The sequence below is a fragment of the Catenuloplanes nepalensis genome (assembly GCF_030811575.1).
Taxonomy (GTDB): domain Bacteria; phylum Actinomycetota; class Actinomycetes; order Mycobacteriales; family Micromonosporaceae; genus Catenuloplanes; species Catenuloplanes nepalensis.
Map to the genome: position 1 here is coordinate 2,510,402 of NZ_JAUSRA010000001.1, position 22,047 is coordinate 2,532,448.

The following is a 22,047-nucleotide window of genomic DNA, read 5'->3' on the forward strand; positions in this document are numbered from 1 at the left end:
TGAGGTGCCCTTCTTGAAGGTTGTACGGGGCGGGCGGACGTGCCCGCCCCGCGTACGAGGTGGACGGCGGTCAGCTGGCCACCGGGGTCTTGGCCTGCTGCACCGGGCCGGTCCCGGCCGGTGCCGAGGGGCCGCTGCCACGGAACCCCTTGGTGATCGAGCCGATGATGGAGAAGCGGCCCTGGCGCTTGTTGTAGACGTCGAGTGCGACGGCGAGCAGCAGGACCATACCCTTGATCATCTGAACGCTGTCCGCGCCGATGCCCTTGAGGATCAGGCCGTTGTTGAGGACCGCCATGACCAGGCCGCCGACGATCGACCCGGAGATCGTGCCGAGGCCGCCGGAGACCGCGGCGCCGCCGATGAAGACCGCGGCGATGGCGTCCAGCTCCCAGCTCAGGCCGTCCTGAGGGCCGGAGGCACGGGACCGGGCCACGAAGATCATGCCGGCCAGCGCGGCCAGCACGCCCATGTTCATCATGACCATGAAGTTGACCCGCTGGAGCTTCACGCCGGACAGCTCGGCCGCGCGGGAGTTGCCGCCGACCGCGTAGATGTGCCGGCCGGCCGCGGTGTTGCGGGTGTAGAACGAGTACGCCACGATCAGGACCGCGAGGATGATGCCCGAGATCGGGAAGCTGGTGCCGACCCGCCCGCCGGCGAACTGGAACGTGGCGAACAGGATGACCGCGAGCAGGATGGCGACGCGGACGGCCGAGATCCAGACCGGGGCGGCGTCCGCGCCCATCTGGAAGCGAGTGCGGCGCAGCTGCCACTCGCGGACGATCACGGCGACGCAGACCCCGAAGCCGAGCAGCAGCGTGAGGTTGTTGTAGCCGGTGTTCGGGCCGATCTCCGGCAGGTAGCCGCCGCCGATCGTCTGGAAGCCCTCCGGCACCGAGACCGTCTGTGACTTGCCGACGTACTGGTTGGCGCCGCGGAACAGCAGCATGCCGGCCAGCGTGACGATGAAGGCCGGCACGCCGACGTACGCCACCCAGAAGCCCTGCCAGGCGCCGACGAGCGCGCCGAGACCCAGGCCGATGAGCAGAGCGAGGAACCAGGGGATGTTGTGATCGGCCATCAGCTTGGCGATGACGATGCCGGTGAACGCGGCGACCGAGCCGACGGACAGATCGATGTGACCCGCCACGATCACCATCAGCATGCCGATGGCCAGGATCAGGATGTACGAATACTGGCTGACCAGCTGGATGAGGTTGCCGGAGCTCAGGGTCAGGCCGTTGGTCCAGATCTGGAAGAACAGGATGATCGCCACCAGGGCGAAGATCATGCCGAACTGGCGCGCGTTGCTCGTCGTACCCCCGAAGAGGTTCTTTTGAAGGTCCTTGATTCGGCTCATCGCGTCTGCATCTTCTTGTTGGAGGTCATCTGCTTCATGAGGTTTTCCTGGGTCGCGTCGGCCCGGTCGATGACGCCGGTGATGGAGCCCTCGAACACGGTGTAGATGCGGTCGCAGAGGCCGAGCAGCTCGGGCAGCTCCGAGGAGATGACGATGACGCCCTTACCCTGGTCCGCGAGCTGCTGGATGATGCCGTAGATCTCGTACTTCGCGCCCACGTCGATGCCGCGGGTGGGCTCGTCGAGGATCAGCAGGTCCGGGTCGGTGAACATCCACTTCGCCAGGACGACCTTCTGCTGGTTGCCGCCGGAGAGCTTGTTGACGCCCTCGTCCACGGTCGGCGTCTTGATCCGCAGGCTCTTGCGGTAACCCTCGGCCGCCTTGTATTCCGCGACCTCGTCCAGCTTGAGGAACTTGCGGATCTTCGACAGTTTCGCCGCGACCGTGGAGGTCTTGATGTCGTCGAGCAGGTTCAGCCCGACGGCCTTGCGGTCCTCGCTGACGTAGGCGAGGCCGTGGTCGATCGCGTCCGAGACCGTCTTGATCTCGATCCGCTTGCCGTCCTTCCAGATCTCGCCGTGCTCGAACACGCCGTAGGAGCGGCCGAAGATGCTCATCGCCAGCTCGGTGCGGCCCGCGCCCATCAGGCCGGCGAACCCGACGATCTCGCCGCGCCGCACCGTGAAGTTGGAGCCCTTGGCCACCAGCCGGTCCGCGGAGATCGGGTGCCGCACGGTCCAGTCGCGGACCTCGAAGAAGACGTCACCGATCTTGGGGGTGTGATCGGGGTAGCGGTTGGTCAGCTCGCGGCCGACCATGCCGCGCACGATCCGGTCCTCGTCGACGCCGTCCGCCTTCACGTCCAGCGTCTCGACGCTCTTGCCGTCCCGGATGATCGTGATGGAGTCCGCGATCGCCTCGATCTCGTTCAGCTTGTGCGAGATGATGATCGAGGTGATGCCGCGCTCCCGGAAGCCGCGCAGCAGGTCGAGCAGGTGCTGCGAGTCGTTCTCGTTCAGCGCCGCGGTCGGCTCGTCCAGGATCAGCAGCTTGACGTTCTTCGCGAACGCCTTGGCGATCTCGATGAGCTGCTGCTTGCCCACGCCGAGGTCCTTGACCAGCGTGTCCGGGTCCTCATCCAGGCCGACCCGGGCCAGCAGCTCCTTCGCCTTGAGCTGCGCCGCGGTCCAGTCGATCGCGCCGTTCTTCCTCGGCTCGTTGCCGAGGAAGAGGTTCTCCGTGATCGACATGAGCGGGATCAGCGCCAGCTCCTGGTGGATGATCACGATGCCCGCGTTCTCGCTGGCCCGGATGTCGCCGAACCGGACCTCGGAGGCCTGGTAGACGATCTGACCGTCGTACGACCCGTAGGGGTAGACGCCGCTGAGCACCTTCATCAGCGTCGACTTGCCGGCGCCGTTCTCACCGCAGATGGCATGGATCTCGCCCGCACGCACGCGCAGCGAGACGTCGGAGAGCGCTTTCACACCAGGGAACTCCTTGGTGATGCCGCGCATCTCAAGCAGGACCGGGGCACTGCTCATGGCCTCACGACCGTCATGGTTGCCTCCGGGAGGGTCTTCATCAGCTGATGTGCATTTGTTGCGGGGAGGAACTTATTTCAAGCCGAACACGTTTCGCAAGATCTCGCACGACAGCCGCTTGTAACAATTCGGTAGTCGGCGTGTGCTATAGCCCTTCGCTCCACCCGCAAAAGCCCCAAAAATCAAGATATAACGGTACGAAACTGCGCACGCGAACTCACGCAAAGTGATCAAGTCGAGCCCATACCGTGATCAACATCCCGCGCACGCCCCACCATCCGGAAGTCCGAGCCCGGAATCACGCCCCCTTGCCCCGCCCGGATCCGCCGCAAACCCCCTTTTGTTTGTTGCCTCGGCCACCCAATCGACCCCGAACCTCCGCGCTCGCCCACCGGTCACCCATCGCGCCGCCGCCGCCGCGGCGGGCTGGGCCGAAGCAAGCTCGCCCACCGGTCACCCATCGCGCCGCCGCCGCGGCGGGCTGGGCCGAAGCAAACAGATCAACGACCGCGCTCTTCCGCTCCCGGCGTGGTGCGGCCCGCATTGCTGGGAGCGGGCAAACTCTCGCGCGGCCTCCGTCGCCGCTCCGGACGCCGCATCGGAGCCGGTCCCGCCGTGCCCACGAAGCCCCCGCGACATCCCCCGCACCCGCGACGAACCTGCCGCGACCGCGATCACGCGACACCCGGGCTCCGGTCGGCCGCGCCATCGTTTCTTCCGGTGGTGGTGTGGGCTCGCGTCGGCTGTGATCGTCGTTTCTGCCGGCGGTGGTGTGTGGGCTCGGGTGGGCTGCGGTCATCGTTTCCGTCGGCCGTGGTGTGTGGGCTCGGGTCGGCTGGGCCGTCGTTTCCGGTGGCGTGAGCGGTAGGGGTGGTGTGTGCGCCGCGGCTGTAGTCGCTGCTGACATGCGCGGTGGGGCCGTGTGGGCCGCGGCTGTTGTTACTGGAGTGCGCATGGGGTTTTCGTCCGTGATGCTGTCGTGCCTGACGACCTGCTCGCATGGGCTCAGCGCAGTTCATGGCCGCGTTGGGATCGCGACTTCCACGGGATGTCCTGGCGGATTGTTGTGGCGGCGCGTCGTCTCGGCGGCGGTCGACCCCGTCGTATGTGGTGACCGAAATTTCCTATTATGTCGCCGTGTGCGGAGAGTAGTGATACACCAAGCACGTTATGAGGCGCTCATTCGGTGCATGGTGTATCACTAGTCGATGGATCATGGAGGCGGATCTACGCTGCCGTGTCTGGGAAAGCGGCAAAAGGGGCGTGCGGTCGCGTGCGATCCTCCGAGGGTGACCGCTGATGAACGTGAGTCGGCGATCTCACCCGTGTGTGGTCACCCAGAGTGGAGATGTGGCGTTGCGTACGTCTCGTGTCGAGGCCGGGCGTGCGCGGGAGGTGGCTCGGTGGTCGTTGGCCGGCGAGGTTCGGCGAGAGGGGACTCGGGGGTCGGGGGCCGCGCGTGTGCAGGATCGCGGGCGTACCGAACATCGCGATGCCGGGGAATGACGTGTGGGACCGCGGCCTCGAAGAGGCGCTGCGCGACCGGGTGCGGCCGGCGGGCGTAGTCGAGCGCGAAATGATCAGTCCGGTGTGGTCTTGGCGAATCAGGCTGTACGCCGCACACAAGATCACTGAATAATGCCGCCATGACCGCGCCTGGCGCTTCACCCCAGCAGTCCGAGCCGCCGCCGGACGCAGCCTCCGCCACCGAGGCCCGCAACACCACGGAACCCGTTCCGGACGAGATCGCCGCACCGTGGATTCCGGCGGCCGGTGACGGTCCCGCCACGCCGTCCGACGCCGTGCAGCCCGCTCCAGTGATGACACCGCCCGATACGACGCCGGTTGCAGCGTCGCCGGTTGCCGCGTCGCCGGTTGCCGCGTCGCCCGATGCGTCGCCGGTTGCCGCGTCGCCGGTCGCTGTGTCGCCCGATGTGACGCCGGTTGTGGCGTCGGCTGGTGGGACGCCGTTTGCGCCGTTGTCCGGTCCGGCGTCGTATGTGTCGCCGCTCGGCGTCGGCCCGTATGCGCCGCCGCCCAATGCTCCCGCGTTCGGGGCGCCGCAGGGGCCGGTTGTGCCGCAGCCGCCGCCGCCCGGCTTCTTCGTGCCTACGAATCCCGGGCAGCCGCGGAAGAGCCCGTGGCGGAATCCGTGGCTGGTCGCGGTCGTGGTGGTGGGGGTCTTGCTGAACGTCGCGGCGGGCGTGTTCGTGTTCTTCGCGGACGAGGACGCGTCCGAAGGCTGCGCGGCAATCAAGCAGATCGCCGAGTCTGGCCGGCCGACGCTCCGCCCGATGCAGACGAAGATGATCGCCGAGGATCTGGCCGTCGCCTACAACGACACGCTCGCCACCGTCGGCCGGGACTACCTGCTCGCGCTCGAGGCGGCCTACGGCGGGACGGACCCGCGCAGCCTGATCATGGAACCGGTCGATCCCGATGCGGCCGCTCAGGTCCAGGGCCCGGCCGCGGCTCGGGCGCTCATCGACGCCACCTACCAGGCTTGCGGAGACACCTGGGTCTGGACCCCGTTCGACCCTCCTCAGTAGATTCACCGGGTCCGGCGGATTCGCCGGACCCGTTTGACTTCGCGACGCCCGCGGGCTCACCGGGCTCACCGCGCTCGCGCGCTCACCGGGCTCACCGCGCTCGCGCGCTCACCGGGCTCACCGCGCTCGCGCGCTCACCGGGCTCGCGCGCTCACCGGGCTCACCGCGCTCGCGCGCTCACCGCCCGCAGCACCTCCGTCGCCGCTCGCTTTCGTGGCGTCCGCTGCACCCGCCCTCTTCGCCGCGACCGCGGTGCCGGCATGCATGATGCCCGCAAGTCCCCGTCGCCCTCGCGGTGTCCCGGCCGGCATCGCGTCCGCTGGCCGTGTCCTGATCGAGCACACAGGACGGTCGCACGATCGAGATCAAAACGCGCTGTACGGGCGCTGCAAGATCACTGAATAATGCGTCGACCGAGGAGAGATGAATGCCTGCTGACCCGAACTTCACCGCCGAGAAGGCCCCGCCATCGCGCCGCCGGTTGATCATCGTTGGCGCGATCGCGGCGGTCGTCGTGCTCGTCGCCGCGGGTGCCGGACTCGCCTTCTATCTTCGCGCGCCGAGCGGCTCCGGCGTTGCCGCCTGCCAGCGGGTGGACGGGATCGGCGCGGACCTCGCGGACGGCGGCACGCCGGTCCTCAGCCCGGACGAGCTGCGGGAGATCGCCGACGGCCTGGCCGGCTCGGAGAACGAGGCGCTGTCCCACTTCGGCCGCGAATATCTGCGCTGGGCGCTCGCCGGGGAGCCGGACCGCTTCAAGGGCGCCCAGGGCGCGTCCTACCTCCACTCCCAGGTCCTCCCGGCCTGCATGGTGGCGGGCGTCGAGATGACGACATCGATCTGAGGAGAGCCGTCATCACCACACCCACGGACCCGGCGCCGATCATCCCGATGGGCGCGGAGCCGCCCGCCCCGCGCAGTCGGCGCACGGGCGTCATCGTCGCGGCGGCAGCCGTCGCCGTGGCGGTGCTGGCCGCCTCCGGTGCCGCCGTCTACTTCGCCACCCGGGAGGACTCCGGCGTGCTGGCCTGCCAGCGGATCGACGGGTTCACCAGGGAGTTCGTGGTCGGGGGCCGTCCCGAGGTCTCCGAGGCCGAGGCGCGGAGGCTGGCGGACCAGCTGGCCGCCTCCGGTCACGAGAGTCTCGCCCGCATCGGGGAGGTGTTCCAGCTCGGCTACCAGAAGAACGATCCGGAGCGGCCGATCGACGGGATGCGCGGTGCGGTGCTGCTGATGGGCGCGGAGCACGCCTGCAGGTCGGCCGGCGTGCCGATGACGCGGCTGCAGCCCTCGCCGCGCTGATCACCGTCGGACGGGGCCTGGGAGGCGGAGGGTCCGCGGGCCGGCGGGCCCTACGAATCGCGAGGCCGGCGGGCCCTACGAATCGCGAGCCCGTCCGCCTCACGAATCGCGAGCCCGTCCGCCTCACGAATCGCGAGCCCGTCCGCCTCACGAACCGCAAGGCGGACGGGGCCTCAGGAACCGCAAGGCGGACGGGGCCTCACGAACCGCAAGGCGGACGGGGCCTCACGAACCGCGAGGCCCCGTCCGTTCCACTCCCGGGAACTAATTAGTCCATGGCGAGTGCCGCGGTCGGTGACACCCGGGATGCGCGGCGGGCCGGGAGCACGCCGGAGGCGGCGGTCAGCAGGCCCAGGACCAGCACGGTCAGCGCCAGCTGGTCCCAGGGCAGCGCCAGCGGGCCGTCCAGGCCGACTCCGGCGAGCATCAGCGACGCGAACGGGATGGCCAGCGCCAGGCCGAGCAGCGAGCCGACCACGCCGTACAGCGAGGCCTCGATCAGCAGCGTGGCGCGCAGCCGGCCGCGGGACATGCCCACGGCGCGGAGCAGACCGGCTTCGCGGAGTCGTTCCACCACGGAGAGCGCGGTGGTGGTGCCGACGCCGACGACCGCGACCGAGACGGTCATGCCGACCAGGCCGAGCGCCGCGACCGTGATGACCAGGAGTTGCTCCGCGTAGTCGTCGCGCTGGTCGGCGAGCACGCTCACGCCGCCGCCGGGGACGAGCGTCTGCGCGGCCTGGTATGCCGCGGTCCGGTCGCCGGCCGCGTCGGCCAGCAGGCCGGTCGGTTCGGCGGCGAGGCCGAGCGCGGTCATGTCGGCCGGGTCGAGCACCGCCCACGCGTTCATCGGCAGCCCGGCGACGGTCGCGACGACCGTGACCGTGACGCTCCTGCCCTCGCGCGTGATCGTGGTGGTCTCGCCGATGCCGAGGCCGGTGAAGTCCCCGAGGTAGTCCAGCGCGATGGCCTTGCCGGGGCCGAGCGCGCCGAGCGTACCCTCGGTGACCTGAATGTCGTCCTTGGTGCGCAGCGAGGTCAGGGACAGGTCGAGCACCGGGTTCTGCGCGTTCGGCTCGTCGCGGGCCTCGACCGGGATGCCCGCCTCCGTCACGCGGTACGGCACCACGTCCTTCAGCTCCGGGTTGGCGCGCGCCGCGTCGACCGCACCGGCCGGCAGCGCCTTGCCGGTCTCCGCGGAGACCTGCAGGTCGGCCGGGGCCATCAGCGCGAGTTCCTGGTCCATGGCCGCGCGTGCGGTGGAGAGCGCGACGAGCGCGCCGGCGATCATGGTTACCGCGAGCGCCACCACGACGCTGACCGCGGCGGCCCGCTTGGGTGCGCCGCCGACGCCGCCGACCGCCAGCCGGCCGGTCGGGCCGAGCGCGCGCAGCGGCTGGCCGACCAGCCACAGCACCGGGCGGAGGACCGCCGGGCCGAGCACGATCAGTGCGAAGAAGCCGAGCGTGCCGCCGCCGACCGTGGCCAGCATGACGAGCTCACCGGTCTCGTTCGGCATGTTCGGCTCGGGCAGGTTGGTGACGGCGAGCGCGACCAGTGCCAGCGACGCGGCGGTGAGGATCAGACCGAGGATCCAGCGGGGTACGCCGAGACGCGCGCTGGCGCCGGTGACGGCCGCGGAGCGCAGCGCCTCCAGCGGCGAGACCCGCGCCGCGGTGACCGCGGGGGAGAGGACCGCGATGATCGCGACGATCGTGGTGCCGGCGACGACCAGCACCGCGGGCACGATCGGCAGGCCGGGCAGGGCCAGTTCGGCGTCCAGGAAGACGCGGGCGGCCGGTCCGGCGGCGAGGCCGAGCGCGTAGGCGATCAGTACACCGGTGACACCGGCGACCGCGCCGGTGAGCGCGCCCTCGGCGACCAGCGCCCGGGTCAGCGGACCGCGGCCGGCACCGACCGCCCGGAGCAGCGCGAGCTGCCGCATCCGCTGGGCGAACACGATCCGGAACGTGGACGTGGCGACCAGCGCGGCCGCGGCGGCCGCGATCGCGACGAAGATGCCGACCAGGAAGAACAGCTCGTTCATGGACGAGGCCGCCTCCAGAGCCTCGGTCTCGCGCAGTTCGGCGCCGTTGCTGACGTCCAGCGCCCGGGTGGCGACGCCGTCGCCGGCCGGGTCGACGACCTGCGGCAGTGTGCGGGACAGGTCCTGGGTGACCGCCTCCGCGCTGGCGCCGGCCGCGAGGTGCACCTCGACCCGGCCGATGCCGGACTCCTCGTAGTCCGGCACGTCCGCCGTGGACATCGCGCTGACCAGCTCGCCGGTGGTGTACGCGGTCCCGGCGAAGCCCTCGCCGCGCACCGGTGACACGACACCGGTGACGGTGAGCGTGCGCTCGGGCGCGTCCGGCCCGAGACGCACCGTGGCGGTCCGGCCGACGGTCAGGCCCATCCGCTCGGCCGTGCGGGGGGTGACCGCGATCTGGTTCTCCGCGGTCGGATACGTCCCGGACGTCAGCGTCACCTCGGCCAGCGGCCCGGTCCCGGGATCGCCGGTGACCACGAGGTAGTTGCCCGGCACGGACGGCACGTCGTAGTAGGCGCTGTTGCGGGCGGTGGCCGACTCGACACCGGCGGTCCGCTGGATGATCGCCAGCGCCTCCGGGGTGGCCGGGGCCGCGTTACCGACGACCAGGTCGGCGGCCGCGGACGTACCGCTGAACGTGTCCAGGATCGTCTGGTAGGTGATTCGCTGGGCGAGCACGGTGCCGAAGACGACGGTGGCCGCGACGATCAGGGCGAGGCCGGTGAGGAGCAGCCGGGCTGGGCGGCGGGCCAGGCCGGCGAGTTGGGTGCGCAGTACGGTCATCGGGCACCGGCCAGGTGGTGGAGTGCGTCGGTGACGGATTCGCGGGTGGGGCGCATGATCTCGCCGGAGATGCGGCCGTCGGCGAGCATGACGACGCGGTCGGCGTAGGAGGCGGCGATCGGGTCGTGGGTGACCATGACGACGGTCTGGCCGTATTCGCGGACCGCGTCGCGTAGGAACGACAACACCTCGGCGCCGGTACGGGAGTCGAGGTTGCCGGTCGGTTCGTCGGCGAAGACGGCTTCGGGGCGGGAGACGAGGGCGCGGGCGAGGGCGACGCGTTGTTGCTGTCCGCCGGAGAGTTCGCTGGGGCGGTGCTTGAGGCGGTCGCGCAGGCCGAGGACGTCGGCGAGCCGGCCGAACAGGGCCGGGTCGGGTGTGGTGCCGGACAGGTCGAGCGGGAGTGTGATGTTCTGTGCCGCGGTCAGTTGCGGGAGGAGGTTGAACGCCTGGAAGACGAACCCGATCCGTTCGCGGCGGACCTTGGTGAGGACTTTGTCGGACTGGCGGGTCAGGTCCACGTCGCCGAGCATGACCGCGCCGCTGGTAGCGCGGTCCAGGCCGGCCAGGCAGTGCATCAGCGTCGACTTCCCGGAACCCGACGGGCCCATGATCGCGGTGAACTCGGCGCGGGGGAAACCCACCGTCACACCGTCCAGCGCACGCACCGCGGTGTCGCCACGGCCGTAGACCTTCACCAGGTCACGTGCCTCGCAGGCGAGCATCATCGTCGAAGTCCCTTCGGTCGGAAACGAGAGCCAGCACAGCGTGCCGAAACCGGGAGTCCGGCCACATCCGCCCGCCGACCGGAGATCAACGGCCGGCCTCCGCCGAAAGTCAGAGGGCCCGCCCCGTCGTTCGGCAGAACCCGGCCGGGCCGCACCGCGACTACGCTGGGGAGACGATGATGATCTCTACACGGAAGCGTGGACGGCTGGGATACCGGCGTGGCGCACTGCTCGCCGTCTTCGGGCTGGCGGTCCTGCTCGACCTGTTCATCACCGCGGCCGACGCGGACGGCGTGTCCGGGGTGCTCCTGCTGCCGTCGCTGGTGCTGGGCGGGGCCGGCACGCTGATCTGGGCCCGCCGCCATCGCCCGGGCAGTCAGCTGCTGCCCGTGTTCGCGATCGCGCTGTCCGTGGCCTCGATGATGTTCACGTTGGCCATGCTGATGGTGTCCGGCGGCTCCACCGGCGGTGGCTGGGGTTTCGCCGAGTCCGGCTCGCTGCTGCTGGTGCTCTACGTGGTGGCGCGCTACGGCCGTCCGGCGGTCGCCTGGGCCGCGGGCATGGCGGTGCTGTTCGCGCTGTTGCTGCAGCCGCAGCGGATCGGCTTCGGCATCGAGATGGTCATCTTCGGCATGCTGCTGGTGATGGCCGGCGGCGGGGTGGCCGCGATCGGCGTCTGGACCCGCTTCACCGCCGGGCAACGGGAGAGGCAGATCGCGACGGTACGGGCGGAGCAGCGCGCCGAGTTCGCCCGGGACCTGCACGACTTCATCGCCCACCACGTGACCGGAATCGTGGTGCAGGCGCAGGGCGCGCGGTTCATCGCGGAGCAGGACCCACAGCGGGTGATCACCGCACTGGACCAGATCGAGAAGGCCGGCGCGGAGACGATGTCCGCGATGCGGCGGATGGTCGGCGTGCTGCGCGGCGCGGACGCGGCCGCACCGCTCGCGCCGCTGGCCGGCGTCGCCGACCTGCAACCGCTGCTGGAGCAGTTCTCCGCCACTGGCGGCGCGCACGCCCGGCTGTTCGTGGAGGGCACGCTGGACGGGCTGCCGGTGGACGTGAGCACGTCCGCGTACCGGGTGGTGATGGAGGCGCTGACCAACGTCCGCCGGCACGCGGTCGCGCCGACCCGGGCCGATGTGCAGCTACGGCGTACCCCCGACTGGTTGTTCGTGCGGGTGACCAACGACGGCACCGCGGCGCCCCGCGCGACCGACCGCCGGGGTTACGGCCTGGACGGTCTGGGCGAGCGGGTCGCGTCCGTCGGCGGGTGGTTGCGCGCCGGTGCGGGGATCAACGGAGGATGGGTGGTCGACGCGGCACTTCCGATCGCCGCGGGTGAGGGGCGACAGTGACGATCAGGGTGCTGGTCGCGGACGATCAGGCGATGGTCCGCACCGGATTCGGCATGATCATCGGCGCGCAGCCGGACATGGAGCTGGTCGGCGAGGCCGCGGACGGCGTGCAGGCCGTCGAGCAGGCGTTACGGCTGCGGCCGGACGTGGCGCTGATGGACATCCGCATGCCGAAGATGGACGGTCTGGAGGCGCTGCGCCGGCTGGCCGGCCCGGGCGTGGCCGACCCGGTCAACGTGGTCGTGGTGACCACGTTCGACCTGGACGAGTACGTGCACGCGGCGCTGCGCAACGGCGCCTGCGGCTTCCTGCTCAAGGACTCCGGCCCGGCGCTGCTGGTCGAGGCGGTGCGCGCGGCCGCGACCGGCGACGCGCTGATCAGCCCGTCGATCACGGTCCGGCTGCTGGAGCACCTGACGCCACCCGCGCCGGCCCGCCAGGATCTGGGCGAGCTGTCACCGCGCGAGCTGGACGTGGTCCGGCTGACCGCGCAGGGCCGGACGAACGCGGAGATCGCGGCGGAGCTGTTCATCTCGATCGGCACGGTCAAGACGCACCTGAGCAGCGTGCAGGCGAAGCTCGGCGCGCGCAACCGGGTGGAGATCGCGGCGTGGGCGTGGGAACGGCGGCTCGTCGCCCCCGGCCCGCGATAGTACGTTTGACGGCATATGCCGGTGGATGTACTGTCCACCGGCATGGCATCCATGCGGGAACCCACGTTCCTCATCCTCACCGCGCTCGCGTCCGGGCCGTTGCACGGCTACGGCGTGATGCAGGAGGTCAGCGCGCTCTCCCAGGGCGGCGTCACGCTGCGGACCGGCACGCTCTACGGCGCGCTCGACCGGCTCACCGAGCAGGGGCTGATCGAGGTCGACCGGGAGGAGGCGGTCGACGGCCGGCTGCGCCGCTACTACCGGCTCGCCGCCCCGGGCGCGACCGCGCTCGCCACCGAGGCGGCCCGGCTCCGGCGTCACGCGGACGCGGCCGTGAGCAGGCTCAACACGCGGCCGGCCACGGCATGACCGCGCTGGAGAGCCGCTACCGGGTGCTGCTCCGGGCGTACCCGCGGGATTATCGCCGCCGCCACGGCCTGGAGCTGATCACGACGCTGATGGACGCGGCCCGGCCCGGCCAGGAGCGGCCCGACCGCGCCGACGTGCTCGATCTGGTCCGCGGCGGGCTGCGGCAACGCTTCCGGCTGCCGGCCGGCCGCGCGACGCTGGCGTTCGCGATCGTGGCCGCGCTGTTCGCCGCCGGCCTCGGCGCGGCCGGCGGGGCGTGGGCGGGCTGGCGCTTCAACAAGAACCCGGTCCCGGCCGACGCGGAGATCCTGCGCATCGCCGGAGTCGCGCTCGGCAGGACGTTCCCGGGCGGCACGACGGTGTCCCACAACCACGCCGACGGGCTGGTGGAGGTCTTCCCGTGGACCGACTCGGCCACGCTGGGGTGGGACGCGCAGGACGCCCGGGACGCCGCCACCCGGATCGCGGCCGAGGGCTGGGACGCCGGCCCGATCGAGACCGGGCTCTACCGCACCGGGCCCGAGTACGACCTGCACCGGACCGCGTTCGTCGCGGAGCGGGACGGCCTGCTGCTGCTCTACACCGCGGAGTGGCCGGACACGTCCGCGGTTCCGCACTCGTACGTCGGGGTGTCGATCCGGCCCGCGCTGCCCTGGACCGCCCATGCCGGTGGCGTCGCCGGTGCCGTGCTCGCGGCCATCGCGGCCTGGCTGTTCGTCGCCTGGGCCGGCTACCGGCTGCGTCGCGCCGAGTTCGCCCTGCGGGTGGCCGGGACGTTGTGCGCGGTCACCACGCTGGTCGCGCTGACGCTGCCCGTGGTGTCGATCTGGGTCGACGGCGTCCGGGCCGCGCTGCCGGACCCGCTGCTGGTGCGCGGGACGAGCCTGCTGTGGAGCGCGTTCGACGCGTTCGACGGGTTCTACCTCGCCGCCGCCATCCCGTTCCTTCTGGTCACGGCCGTGATCGCGGGCGCCGCGCGGCGATCGGCGCCGCTGCCGGCCGCGGAGCGCCCGCCGGCCTGATCGCGGGAACGGCCGCGCACGATTCCTTGACTGCGTCGAGTGGCGAGATGCATGATTCAGCTACTCAAGTAGTGGAATCATGGAGAAGCCGGGGCGGCGTCGTGGACTTTCATCTCAACTCGAGGTCCGGCGTCTCCACCTACCTGCAGTTGGTGCAGCAGGTGAAGCACGCGATCCGCCTCGGCCTGCTGAAGCCCGGCGACCGGCTGCCCACCGCGGCCGAGGTGGTCGCCGCACTGGCGATCAATCCGAACACGGTTCTGAAGGCCTACCGTGAACTCGAACGGGAGGGTCTGGTGAGCGCGCGTCCCGGTCTCGGCACCTTCGTCGAGCGCTCGCTCGGCGACATCTCGCCCGTGGTGCAGGCCCGGTTGCGGCGGCAGCTGGCGCAGTGGACCGACGCCGCCCGCGCGGCCGGCCTGTCGCACGAGGACATCGAGGCGTTGTTCACCACAGCGCTGCGCGAGTTCACCGAGACCGAGGTGGCATGAGCTCCGCCGTCGACGCGTCCCGCCTCGGCCGCCGTTACGGCCGCCGGTGGGGCCTGCGCGACTGCTCGCTCTCGCTGCCGGAAGGGCGGGTGGTCGCGCTGGTCGGCCCGAACGGTGCCGGGAAGAGCACGCTGCTGAGCCTGCTGGCCGGGCTGCTGCGGCCGTCCGAGGGTGAGCTGCGGGTGCTGGGCGGGCCGGTGGCGCGGCGCCTGCCGGATGTCGCGCACATGGCACCGGACTCCGCGCTCTTCCCCTCGTTCACCACGGAGGATCTGCTCGCCTTCGGCCGGCGGCTGAACCCGCGGTGGGACGGGCCGTGGGCCCGGGACCGGCTCCGGGACCTCGACGTCCCGCCCGGCGTACCGGCCCGGGGCCTGTCCGGCGGTCAGCGTGCCAAGGTGGCGCTGGTGCTGGCCCTGGCGAAACGTCCCCGCCTGCTGCTGCTGGACGAACCGCTCGCCAGTCTGGACCCGGTCGCCCGGCACGACGTGATGGCGCTGCTGATGCGGGTGGTGGCCGAGACCGGCGTGACGCTGGTGCTGTCGTCGCACATCATCGCGGATCTGGAGGACACCTGTGACTGGATGGTCGCGATCAATCGAGGGCAGGTACAGGTGAGTGGCCCGGTCGACGGGCTGCTGGACGGCCATCGGCTGCTCACCGGGCCGGCGGAGGCGCTGTCGTCGCTGCCGGGGCGGCTGCCCGTGGTGGCGAGCACGGTCTCCGGCCGGCAGGCGTCCGTGCTGGCCCGGCTCGGCTCGCACCGGCCGGACCCGGTGTGGACGGTCCGCGAGCCCGCCCTGGAGGACCTCGTCCTGGCGTACCTGCGCGCCCCGGCGCACAGTGCACTACCGGGTCCGATGTCCGCGGTGCCGACGCGCGTCTCCTGATGCTGTGGGTCACGTGGCGTCAGCATCGCTGGCAGATCGTGGGCGGAGCGGCACTGGTGCTCGCCTACTGCGGATTCCTGCTCTACGTGGGCGCCGACGGCCACCGGGCGATCGCGGAGTGCCTGCGCGTCGTCTCCACGGACGTCGCGCCTCCGGCCTGCGTGCGCGCGAACCGGCTGTACAACGCGCTCACCGGCGTGATGCTCGCCGGCAGTCTCCTGCCGCTCACCGTGGGCGTGTTCTGGGGCGCACCCATGGTGAGCCGGGAATTCGAGCAGGGGACGTATCGGCTCACGTTCACACAATCCATCGGAAGGGGGCGCTGGCTTCTCACGAAGACCGCTGTCCTGGCCGTGGCCGCGGCCGTACTCGGATCGTCCATCGGCATTTCCGTGCTCTGGTCCGTGAACCGATTCGCCCCGATGTTCGAATCGCGGGTGTTCGGTGATCCGGTCGCATTCGCACAGGCGGGTCTGGTGCCCGCCGGGGCCTGGGTGCTGTCGTTGGCGACCGGCGTCCTGATCGGTGCGGTGGCGCGTCGGGTAACGGTTGCCATGGCCTTGACACTGATTGTTCTCGCGCTCTTCTCGATAGGGCTCACGGCTATTCGTCCTTACTATTTTCCGGCCTCCGACATCGTGCTCGGCGGGGCGAGCATGTTTCCTGACCCGTCGCCCGTGGCCGGGCGCTCGGGGTGGCTGCGTTCCATCTCCTATGTCGACTCGTCCGGCCGTGAACTGAGCTCGCGCGAGGCCGGTGCGATCTGCGACGACCCGGGCAACACCTACCCGACGGCCGACTGTCTGAACCGTCATGAGCTGCTGCAACAGGTGTCCTATCACCCTGCGGGCCGGTACGTCTGGTTCCAGCTCGCCGAACTGTCGCTGCTTCTCGCCGGTGCCGCCGCGGCGGTGGCGGCGGCACGGTGGTCGTTGGAGCGGTAATCCGGACCGCATATGCCGAGATAAGTGATCTATATGAACTTCGGAAATCCGCCGGCGATTCGCCGGCGGTGATTCTCCGTGCGCTGACATCGGTTATCGAGCGGCGTCCTCGTATGCAATCAAGAGTGTTGACATCGACGAATGTGCATGCCACGCTCGGCGGCGGTTGCGTAACCGGTTTTCATTCATTCGGCTGGCACACGGGAGGATTCAGCCATGCCACAGAAGACGATCATCAAAAGGGCTGCGAAATTGAGTGCGGCCCTGCTCCTCGGCGCCGGGGCGGCCCTTTCCATCGCGGGCCCCGCGCTCGCTGACGGGATCGGCAACAGCGTGCACAACTGCTACGGCATCTGGTGGAACACGGACTGGGACCAGCGCTGCTCGTCGCCGGGCGCGTCCTACGCCGGGCGGTACAAGTCGGTGGCGGACTGCACGTCCAGCGGCGACAACAGCCTGACCGTCCGGCGCAACCAGTACAGCACGTTGTCGCACGACGGTCCGGACTGCACGTTCCAGACCGTCAACGTCACCACGTCGTACCTGGGTTCCTGATTCCGGCACACGGCTGCCGAGGCTGGTGAGAGGCGCTGGGCGCGGCTGACGAGCCGCGCCCAGCGTCGTCGCGGTGGGTTGACAGGGTGTGACCGGCCTTGCATCATTCAACTATGCCATTAGTGAAATGTGGTAGGTGAAGCGCGCCATGAGAGTCTGCCTCGACCGCGTCTCCCAGGGTTACGGGTCCACGCAGGTCATCGACGGCCTGACGCTGGACCTCCGCCCCGAGGTGATCGGCCTCCTGGGCCCGAACGGGGCCGGTAAGACCACGCTGCTGCGCACGATGGCGACGATCATGCCGCCGCGGGCCGGGAGCCTCTCGCTCGACGACCGTGTGGTGACCGGTGAGCGCGCGGCGCGGGCGGTGCGCTCGTCGATCGGCTACCTGCCGCAGAAGTTCGGCTTCGATCCGGGCATGCGCGTGCTCGACTTCGTGCGGTATGCGGCCTGGATGCGTGGCGTTCCGGCCGGCCGGTGGGACGGCGAGGCGAGGCGGGCGCTGGAGCACGTCGATCTCTGGGATCGGGCCGGGGCCAGGATGAAGCGGTTGTCCGGCGGCATGCGGCAGCGGGCCGGGATTGCCTGGGCGATCGTCGGCGCACCCGGTCTCATTCTGCTGGACGAGCCCACGGTCGGTCTCGATCCGCGTCAGCGCCTGCAGTTCCGCAAGATCATCTCTGGCCTGCGCGACTCCGTGGTGGTCCTCAGCACGCACCTCATAGACGACATCGAGGCGATCTGCGACCGGGTCGTCGTCATGCACGGCGGCGCGATCAAGTTCAACGGGAGCACCGGGGAACTCGCCCGGCTGAGCCGGCCGGGCCTGCCCGGCAACTCCGACCTCGAGCGTGCCTACATGAGCCTGCTGCCCGAGGAGGAGCAAGTCCTATGAGGCCGCTGCTGCTTCACCTGCGCATCTCGCCGCTCCGCTGGGTGGTGGTGCCGCTGATCGCGCTCGACATCGCGGTCCTGCTGCTGCGCTCACGGTTCTGGATCGGGATCTGGCCCGAGACCGGTGCGGCCGCACAGGTTCCGGCCTACTTCCTGAGCATCATCGCCGCGGGCGCCGCCGCCTGGGCCGCGGGTGCGAAGGCCCGCAACAACCTGGAGGAGCAACTCGCGGCCGGTGCGGCGTCCGCACCGAAGACGGACGCCCACCGGCTCGCGGCCACGGCCGTCCTGCTGATGATCCCCTACCTGGCCGGTCAGGCCGTCGCGTTCGGGTACACGGTTCGCGCGGCTCCGCCCGGCCTCGCCCTCTGGAGTGGCTACCTGCTGATGGGCGTGGTGGTGATGCTGCTGGCCACCGCGTGGGGGTGGGCGATCGGGCGATACCTGAGCGCCGCCTACGCCGCGCTCGTGGCGCTGCTGAGCTGGATCATCATCCTCTTCTACCTGGCGCAGGGCGCCGGCCTGAGCGTCACCAGCGGCCCGCCGTGGGTCGACGTCGACCTGCGCGCCGTCTCCCTCCGCCTGGCCGCGGCCCTGCTGCTGATCGTGGCCGTGATCTGGCTGCCCGGCCGGCACACCCCGGCGCGTGCGCGTTGGGCAGGTCTGGTGCCGGCCGGTGCCGCGGTCACCGTGCTGGCCGTCATCGGTGTTACGCCGGTGCTGGCGGACCGGCCGGTGCCGCCGGACCTGCACTGCGTCGACGGCCCGGTCGAGATGTGTCTCTGGCCGGAGCACGCGCTCTACGAGCCGATCGTGCGTCAGGTCAGCGATCGCGTCGGCACACTGCCGGCCGACTTCGTGCTCCCGGCCCGCCTCAACGAGTACGGCATCGACCGGTTCGCGTACGAGGAGGGTGGCGAGACCGCCGTCCAGTTGGAGGGCGGCTTCGACATCTCCGAGGGCAGCAAATGGTCCGTGGCGCTCGGCGTCGCCGACTCGGTCGTGGCGCACACGCTGCGCACCTGCGACCGGCAGGCGATCGCCCAGGCGGAGGACTACAGCTCGGAGGCGCTCGCCCGCTGGCTCGAGGGTTACCTGGCGGGCGAGGGCACCCGTGACTACCGGACCAGCGCCGTGCCGACGGAGATCCAGGAGGCCTGGACGCTCGCGGCCGAGGTGTCGCAGCGCCCCGCGAGCGCGCAGCTCGACTGGGCGCGGCAGCAGGTCGGGGCGCTGAAGGATCGCTACTGTGGCTAGCTTCTCGCCGATGCGCGCGTTCATCGCGGCGCGGCTGGGCTGGGGTGCGCTGGCCGCCTGCGCCGTGCTGGGCTTGCTGACCGCGGCGATCGGCGGCCAGGACGCGCCGATCCCCACGGCGCTGGAGAACGGCACCGCGGTCGTGCCGATGTGGCGGTTGTTCGCCATGGGCGCCGGTGTGGTCCCGGTGCTGGGGCTGTACAGCCGGCTGCACGACCTGGAGCTTCCCGGCGACCCGCTACGGCGCGCGCAGCACCGGTACCTCGCCGCGATCGTGGTCCTCTGCGCCGCGACCTACCTGGCGATCGCCGCGGCCGGGCTGCACCCACTGGTGCTGCTGATGATCGCGCGATCGTTGCCGGGCTGGCTCGGCCTCGCGCTGATCTCGGGCCGGCTCTTCGGCTGGCGGCTCGCCTGGATCGCGCCGGTGCTGGCCTCGATCGTGCTGAACTACTGGGGTTCGGGTGAGGTGCCGGGCACGTACCGATGGTGGGAGTTCACCGCGCGCCCGCACGACGACCCGACGGCCGCCGGCATCAGCCTGGTGCTCGGCGCCGCGGGCCTGCTCGGATATCTGATCACGCCGTGGCATCTGCGGCGTGCCGGTCGCCCGGCGTCCACGGACCGGCCGGGCGGTTCCGGCTCACGCGAGGAGCGCCGCCAGCAGGTCAGGCCTCCGGCCTGATCCCTGAGTCCGGCCCCGGCACGTTCAGGGGGATGTCCCGGCACGCTGGATCATCGCGGATGCCGGGCCACCCCCTCACGCTCGCCTCTCCCGTGGCTCACGCACTGGGGTCATCATGCCGCAACTGCAAAACACCTGCAATAAGCTGTTCCCGTTTCGGGCGTGTCGGAGCTCCCGCGAGCACCGGCGCCGGGTGGCGCGAGTGGGCCGTGCCGCCACGCGCGACCCGGGGTGTTCTGGCACAGTGACGGACACGAGCCGATGGGTACGCGGTTAGTCGGTCCCTGAAACCGATAGTCGGTCATCGGCGTCGACGGTAGGAGAGCGCGGCGGGACGGGCGACCGGTTTACCGAGGGCGGGGGTTCGCGAGGGATTACCCGGTGTTGCTTGCCCGGGGCGGGGGTCTGGACGATCTTTGGCGCATGCGCCACGCCCGCGTCATCGCGCTCTGCACGGTCTTCGCCCTCGCGGCGCTGTTCGCCGCGCACAGTGCCGCCGCCGAGTTGTTCCCCCGGACCGTCCCGGCCGCGGTGACGCTCACCGGCGTGCCGGCCCGGCCCGCGCCGCCGGCCGCGCCGGATCCGTCGCTGTCCGCGCACGCGCTGACCGCGGCGCCGAGCCCGCTGGACAACCCGCTCAAGGGCTTCGCCCGGTTCTACGTGCCCGGCGAGGATCAGAACGCGGGGTATCCGCGGTCGCTGTCCTGGAGCTACTTCGGGCTGTCCGAGGTGATGACGCGGGCGGACGACTGCGCCGCCTACGACTGGTCGATCGTGGACCGGGCGCTGACCGAGATGGCGTCGTACGGCAACCAGGCCGCGATCCGGTTCTACCTGGAGTATCCCGGCGGCACCGGCAGCCACCCGGCGAACGCGATCCCGCGCTGCTTCGACGGGCACGTCGCCTACCGGAACAACACGCAGTGGGGCACGGTCTCGCCGGACTACGACAGCCCGTACCTGCTGGACGCGGTGACCGGTTTCATCGCCGCGTTCGGTGCGCGCTACGACGGCGACCCGCGGATCGGTTTCATCAACCTCGGCCTGGTCGGGCTGTGGGGTGAGTGGCACACCTGGCCGTTCGACGCGGACCGGGCGGACGGGCACCCGGACCTGATGCCCACGGACGCCAGCGGCGCGCGGATCGTGGCCGCGTTCGACGACGCGTTCGACGTGACCAAGCTGGAGATCCGCTACCCGGAGTCGGCCGGCGGTGCCGCGAGCGGCCGGGACGTCGGCTACCACGACGACTCGTTCTGCTACCGGGAGGGCTCGCCGGCGGCCGGGGTCACGCTGCCGCGGTCGATGGGCGGCAGCGGCTACTCGCAGTTGCAGCGCGCGCTGGACCGGGGCGTGGAGAACAAGTGGATCACCAGTTCGATGGGTGGCGAGGTGCGCCCGGAGATCCAGGGCGGCGCGTTCGACGCCTGGCCGGGCGGCGCCGGTCAGGTCGACGACATGCGGGCCTGCATCGAGCTGGAGCACACCACCTGGAAGATCAACCAGGGCAGTGCGGGCTATGCCGCGTCGGACCCGCGGGTGGCCGAGGCGGTCCGGCTGATGGGCTACGACCTGACGGCCACGTACGCGTACCTGCCGGACGCCGCGACCGGCACGGCGACGGTCGGTGTCACGATCGAGAACCGGGGCGTGGCGCCGTTCTACTACCCGTGGACGGTCTCGCTCGGCCTGAAGGACGCGGCCGGCACGGTCGTCAAGACCTGGGACACGTCCTGGGACCTGCGCACGGTCATGCCGCTGCGGGTCCGGGCGTTCCCGGACTGGAACGCGGGCGCTGACTACCTCGACTACGGCTACCCGCAGTACTTTCAGCAGGGTGTCGACCTGAGCGGCGTACCCTCCGGGGATTATCAGCTCGTCATGCGGGTGCGGAACCCGCTCGAGGCGATCAGCCCGGCGGCGAAGAAGCTCCGTTTCGGCAACGCTACCCAGGGCGGCGACGGCTGGCTCGGCCTCGGTGACCTCGGCGTCGGCGCCGGCCCGGGCGGCGGGAACGGCAGCACCCCGACGCCGGCCCCGGAGTCACCGGACCCGACGCCGACGGAAGGACCGGCGGAACCGACCGGGGCGCCGCAGGAGCCGACCGGGGCGCCGGGGGAGCCGGCCGCCGGCCTGACGCTCGACGACTTCGACGGCACGCCCGCCTACCCCGCGGACGCGCGGAACGACCTGGGGCGGTGGACCGGCGGTAACTGCTTCCGCAACGGCGGCGGCTACGGTGTGGTCTCCGGCGGCGCGCTCACGCTGGTCTACGACAACTGCGGCTGGTTCGGCAGCGACCTCGACGAAGACCTGACGAAGGACACACACCTGGTGGTACGGATCAGGGGCGCGCGGGGCGGCGAGCAGTCCCACTTCCACCTGAGCCTCGGCGGCACCACCCGCGTGTTCGGCGACTACACCCTCGACGGCGGCGGCCATCCCACCGTCACCACCGCCTACCAGGACATCCGCATCCCGATGGCCGCCAACGGCATCGACCGCGCCCGCCCGGGCCAGCTCGCGATGGGCTTCTGGTACGGCGGCGAGGGCACCATCACGATCGACGGCTTCCGCTTCGAGTAGCGGTGGGCCGTCAGCCGCGCAGGG

19 protein-coding genes are annotated in these 22,047 nt (G+C 70.9%); 15 read left to right on the forward strand and 4 right to left on the reverse strand.

All coding sequences use genetic code 11. The features are described from left to right. Window positions 1-70: 70 nt before the first annotated feature. Together mmsB and mmsA are read right to left on the reverse strand one after the other, a co-directional pair. Window positions 71-1,363, reverse strand: coding sequence for a multiple monosaccharide ABC transporter permease (gene mmsB, locus J2S43_RS10475; RefSeq protein ID WP_306828662.1), 1,293 nt, complete (start codon window positions 1,361-1,363; stop codon window positions 71-73). After that, window positions 1,360-2,907, reverse strand: coding sequence for a multiple monosaccharide ABC transporter ATP-binding protein (mmsA, locus tag J2S43_RS10480; RefSeq protein ID WP_306828663.1), 1,548 nt, complete (start codon window positions 2,905-2,907; stop codon window positions 1,360-1,362). The genes mmsB and mmsA overlap by 4 nt, the downstream gene beginning before the upstream one ends. Before the next feature lie 1,646 nt (window positions 2,908-4,553). Here mmsA and J2S43_RS10485 point away from each other — a divergent pair. The 3 genes from J2S43_RS10485 to J2S43_RS10495 all read left to right on the forward strand — a co-directional run bounded on the left by J2S43_RS10485 (window position 4,554) and on the right by J2S43_RS10495 (window position 6,758). After that, the gene (locus J2S43_RS10485) at window positions 4,554-5,456 is read left to right on the forward strand and encodes a hypothetical protein (protein WP_306828665.1); all 903 of its coding nucleotides are present in this window, start codon (window positions 4,554-4,556) and stop codon (window positions 5,454-5,456) included. A gap of 427 nt (window positions 5,457-5,883) precedes the next feature. Continuing rightward, the gene (locus J2S43_RS10490) at window positions 5,884-6,300 is read left to right on the forward strand and encodes a hypothetical protein (protein ID WP_306828666.1); all 417 of its coding nucleotides are present in this window, start codon (window positions 5,884-5,886) and stop codon (window positions 6,298-6,300) included. Between the two features lie 47 nt (window positions 6,301-6,347). Next, window positions 6,348-6,758, forward strand: coding sequence for a hypothetical protein (locus tag J2S43_RS10495; protein WP_306828667.1), 411 nt, complete (start codon window positions 6,348-6,350; stop codon window positions 6,756-6,758). 268 nt (window positions 6,759-7,026) lie between these two features. Here the strand turns inward: J2S43_RS10495 and J2S43_RS10500 are convergent, their stop codons facing one another. Both J2S43_RS10500 and J2S43_RS10505 read right to left on the reverse strand, forming a co-directional pair. Further along, a complete protein-coding gene (locus J2S43_RS10500; RefSeq protein WP_306828668.1) occupies window positions 7,027-9,588 on the reverse strand; it encodes an FtsX-like permease family protein in 2,562 nt (853 codons plus the stop codon). Further along, window positions 9,585-10,316, reverse strand: coding sequence for an ABC transporter ATP-binding protein (locus J2S43_RS10505; protein WP_306828670.1), 732 nt, complete (start codon window positions 10,314-10,316; stop codon window positions 9,585-9,587). Before J2S43_RS10505 ends, J2S43_RS10500 begins: the two co-directional genes overlap by 4 nt. A 179-nt stretch (window positions 10,317-10,495) precedes the next feature. Here J2S43_RS10505 and J2S43_RS10510 point away from each other — a divergent pair, with 179 nt between their 5' ends. The 12 genes from J2S43_RS10510 (at window position 10,496) to J2S43_RS10565 (ending at window position 22,023) form a co-directional block, all read left to right on the forward strand. After that, complete coding sequence (locus tag J2S43_RS10510) at window positions 10,496-11,677, forward strand: sensor histidine kinase (RefSeq protein WP_306828672.1); 1,182 nt, start codon at window positions 10,496-10,498, stop codon at window positions 11,675-11,677. Beyond that, complete coding sequence (locus tag J2S43_RS10515) at window positions 11,674-12,330, forward strand: response regulator (RefSeq protein ID WP_306828673.1); 657 nt, start codon at window positions 11,674-11,676, stop codon at window positions 12,328-12,330. Before J2S43_RS10510 ends, J2S43_RS10515 begins: the two co-directional genes overlap by 4 nt. A gap of 51 nt (window positions 12,331-12,381) precedes the next feature. Continuing rightward, window positions 12,382-12,699, forward strand: coding sequence for a PadR family transcriptional regulator (locus J2S43_RS10520; RefSeq protein ID WP_306839242.1), 318 nt, complete (start codon window positions 12,382-12,384; stop codon window positions 12,697-12,699). Further along, window positions 12,696-13,721 (forward strand): hypothetical protein, encoded by a 1,026-nt coding sequence (locus J2S43_RS10525; RefSeq protein WP_306828674.1) that lies wholly within the window; start codon window positions 12,696-12,698, stop codon window positions 13,719-13,721. The genes J2S43_RS10520 and J2S43_RS10525 overlap by 4 nt, the downstream gene beginning before the upstream one ends. A 47-nt stretch (window positions 13,722-13,768) precedes the next feature. Further along, on the forward strand, window positions 13,769-14,212 hold the full coding sequence (locus J2S43_RS10530; RefSeq protein ID WP_306828675.1) for a GntR family transcriptional regulator: 444 nt from the start codon (window positions 13,769-13,771) through the stop codon (window positions 14,210-14,212). Next, window positions 14,209-15,102, forward strand: coding sequence for an ABC transporter ATP-binding protein (locus J2S43_RS10535; protein ID WP_306828677.1), 894 nt, complete (start codon window positions 14,209-14,211; stop codon window positions 15,100-15,102). Before J2S43_RS10530 ends, J2S43_RS10535 begins: the two co-directional genes overlap by 4 nt. After that, on the forward strand, window positions 15,102-16,046 hold the full coding sequence (locus J2S43_RS10540; RefSeq protein ID WP_306828679.1) for an ABC-2 membrane transporter-related protein: 945 nt from the start codon (window positions 15,102-15,104) through the stop codon (window positions 16,044-16,046). Before J2S43_RS10535 ends, J2S43_RS10540 begins: the two co-directional genes overlap by 1 nt. A gap of 216 nt (window positions 16,047-16,262) precedes the next feature. Further along, window positions 16,263-16,601, forward strand: coding sequence for a hypothetical protein (locus J2S43_RS10545; RefSeq protein WP_306828680.1), 339 nt, complete (start codon window positions 16,263-16,265; stop codon window positions 16,599-16,601). A gap of 148 nt (window positions 16,602-16,749) precedes the next feature. Then, window positions 16,750-17,496, forward strand: a complete 747-nt coding sequence (locus J2S43_RS10550) for an ATP-binding cassette domain-containing protein (RefSeq protein ID WP_306828682.1) — start codon at window positions 16,750-16,752, stop codon at window positions 17,494-17,496. Then, a complete protein-coding gene (locus J2S43_RS10555; RefSeq protein WP_306828684.1) occupies window positions 17,493-18,752 on the forward strand; it encodes a DUF7224 domain-containing protein in 1,260 nt (419 codons plus the stop codon). Before J2S43_RS10550 ends, J2S43_RS10555 begins: the two co-directional genes overlap by 4 nt. Then, window positions 18,745-19,437, forward strand: coding sequence for a hypothetical protein (locus tag J2S43_RS10560; protein WP_306828685.1), 693 nt, complete (start codon window positions 18,745-18,747; stop codon window positions 19,435-19,437). The genes J2S43_RS10555 and J2S43_RS10560 overlap by 8 nt, the downstream gene beginning before the upstream one ends. 423 nt (window positions 19,438-19,860) lie before the next feature. Next, on the forward strand, window positions 19,861-22,023 hold the full coding sequence (locus J2S43_RS10565) for a carbohydrate-binding protein (RefSeq protein WP_306828686.1): 2,163 nt from the start codon (window positions 19,861-19,863) through the stop codon (window positions 22,021-22,023). The last annotated feature ends 24 nt before the right edge of the window (window positions 22,024-22,047 follow it).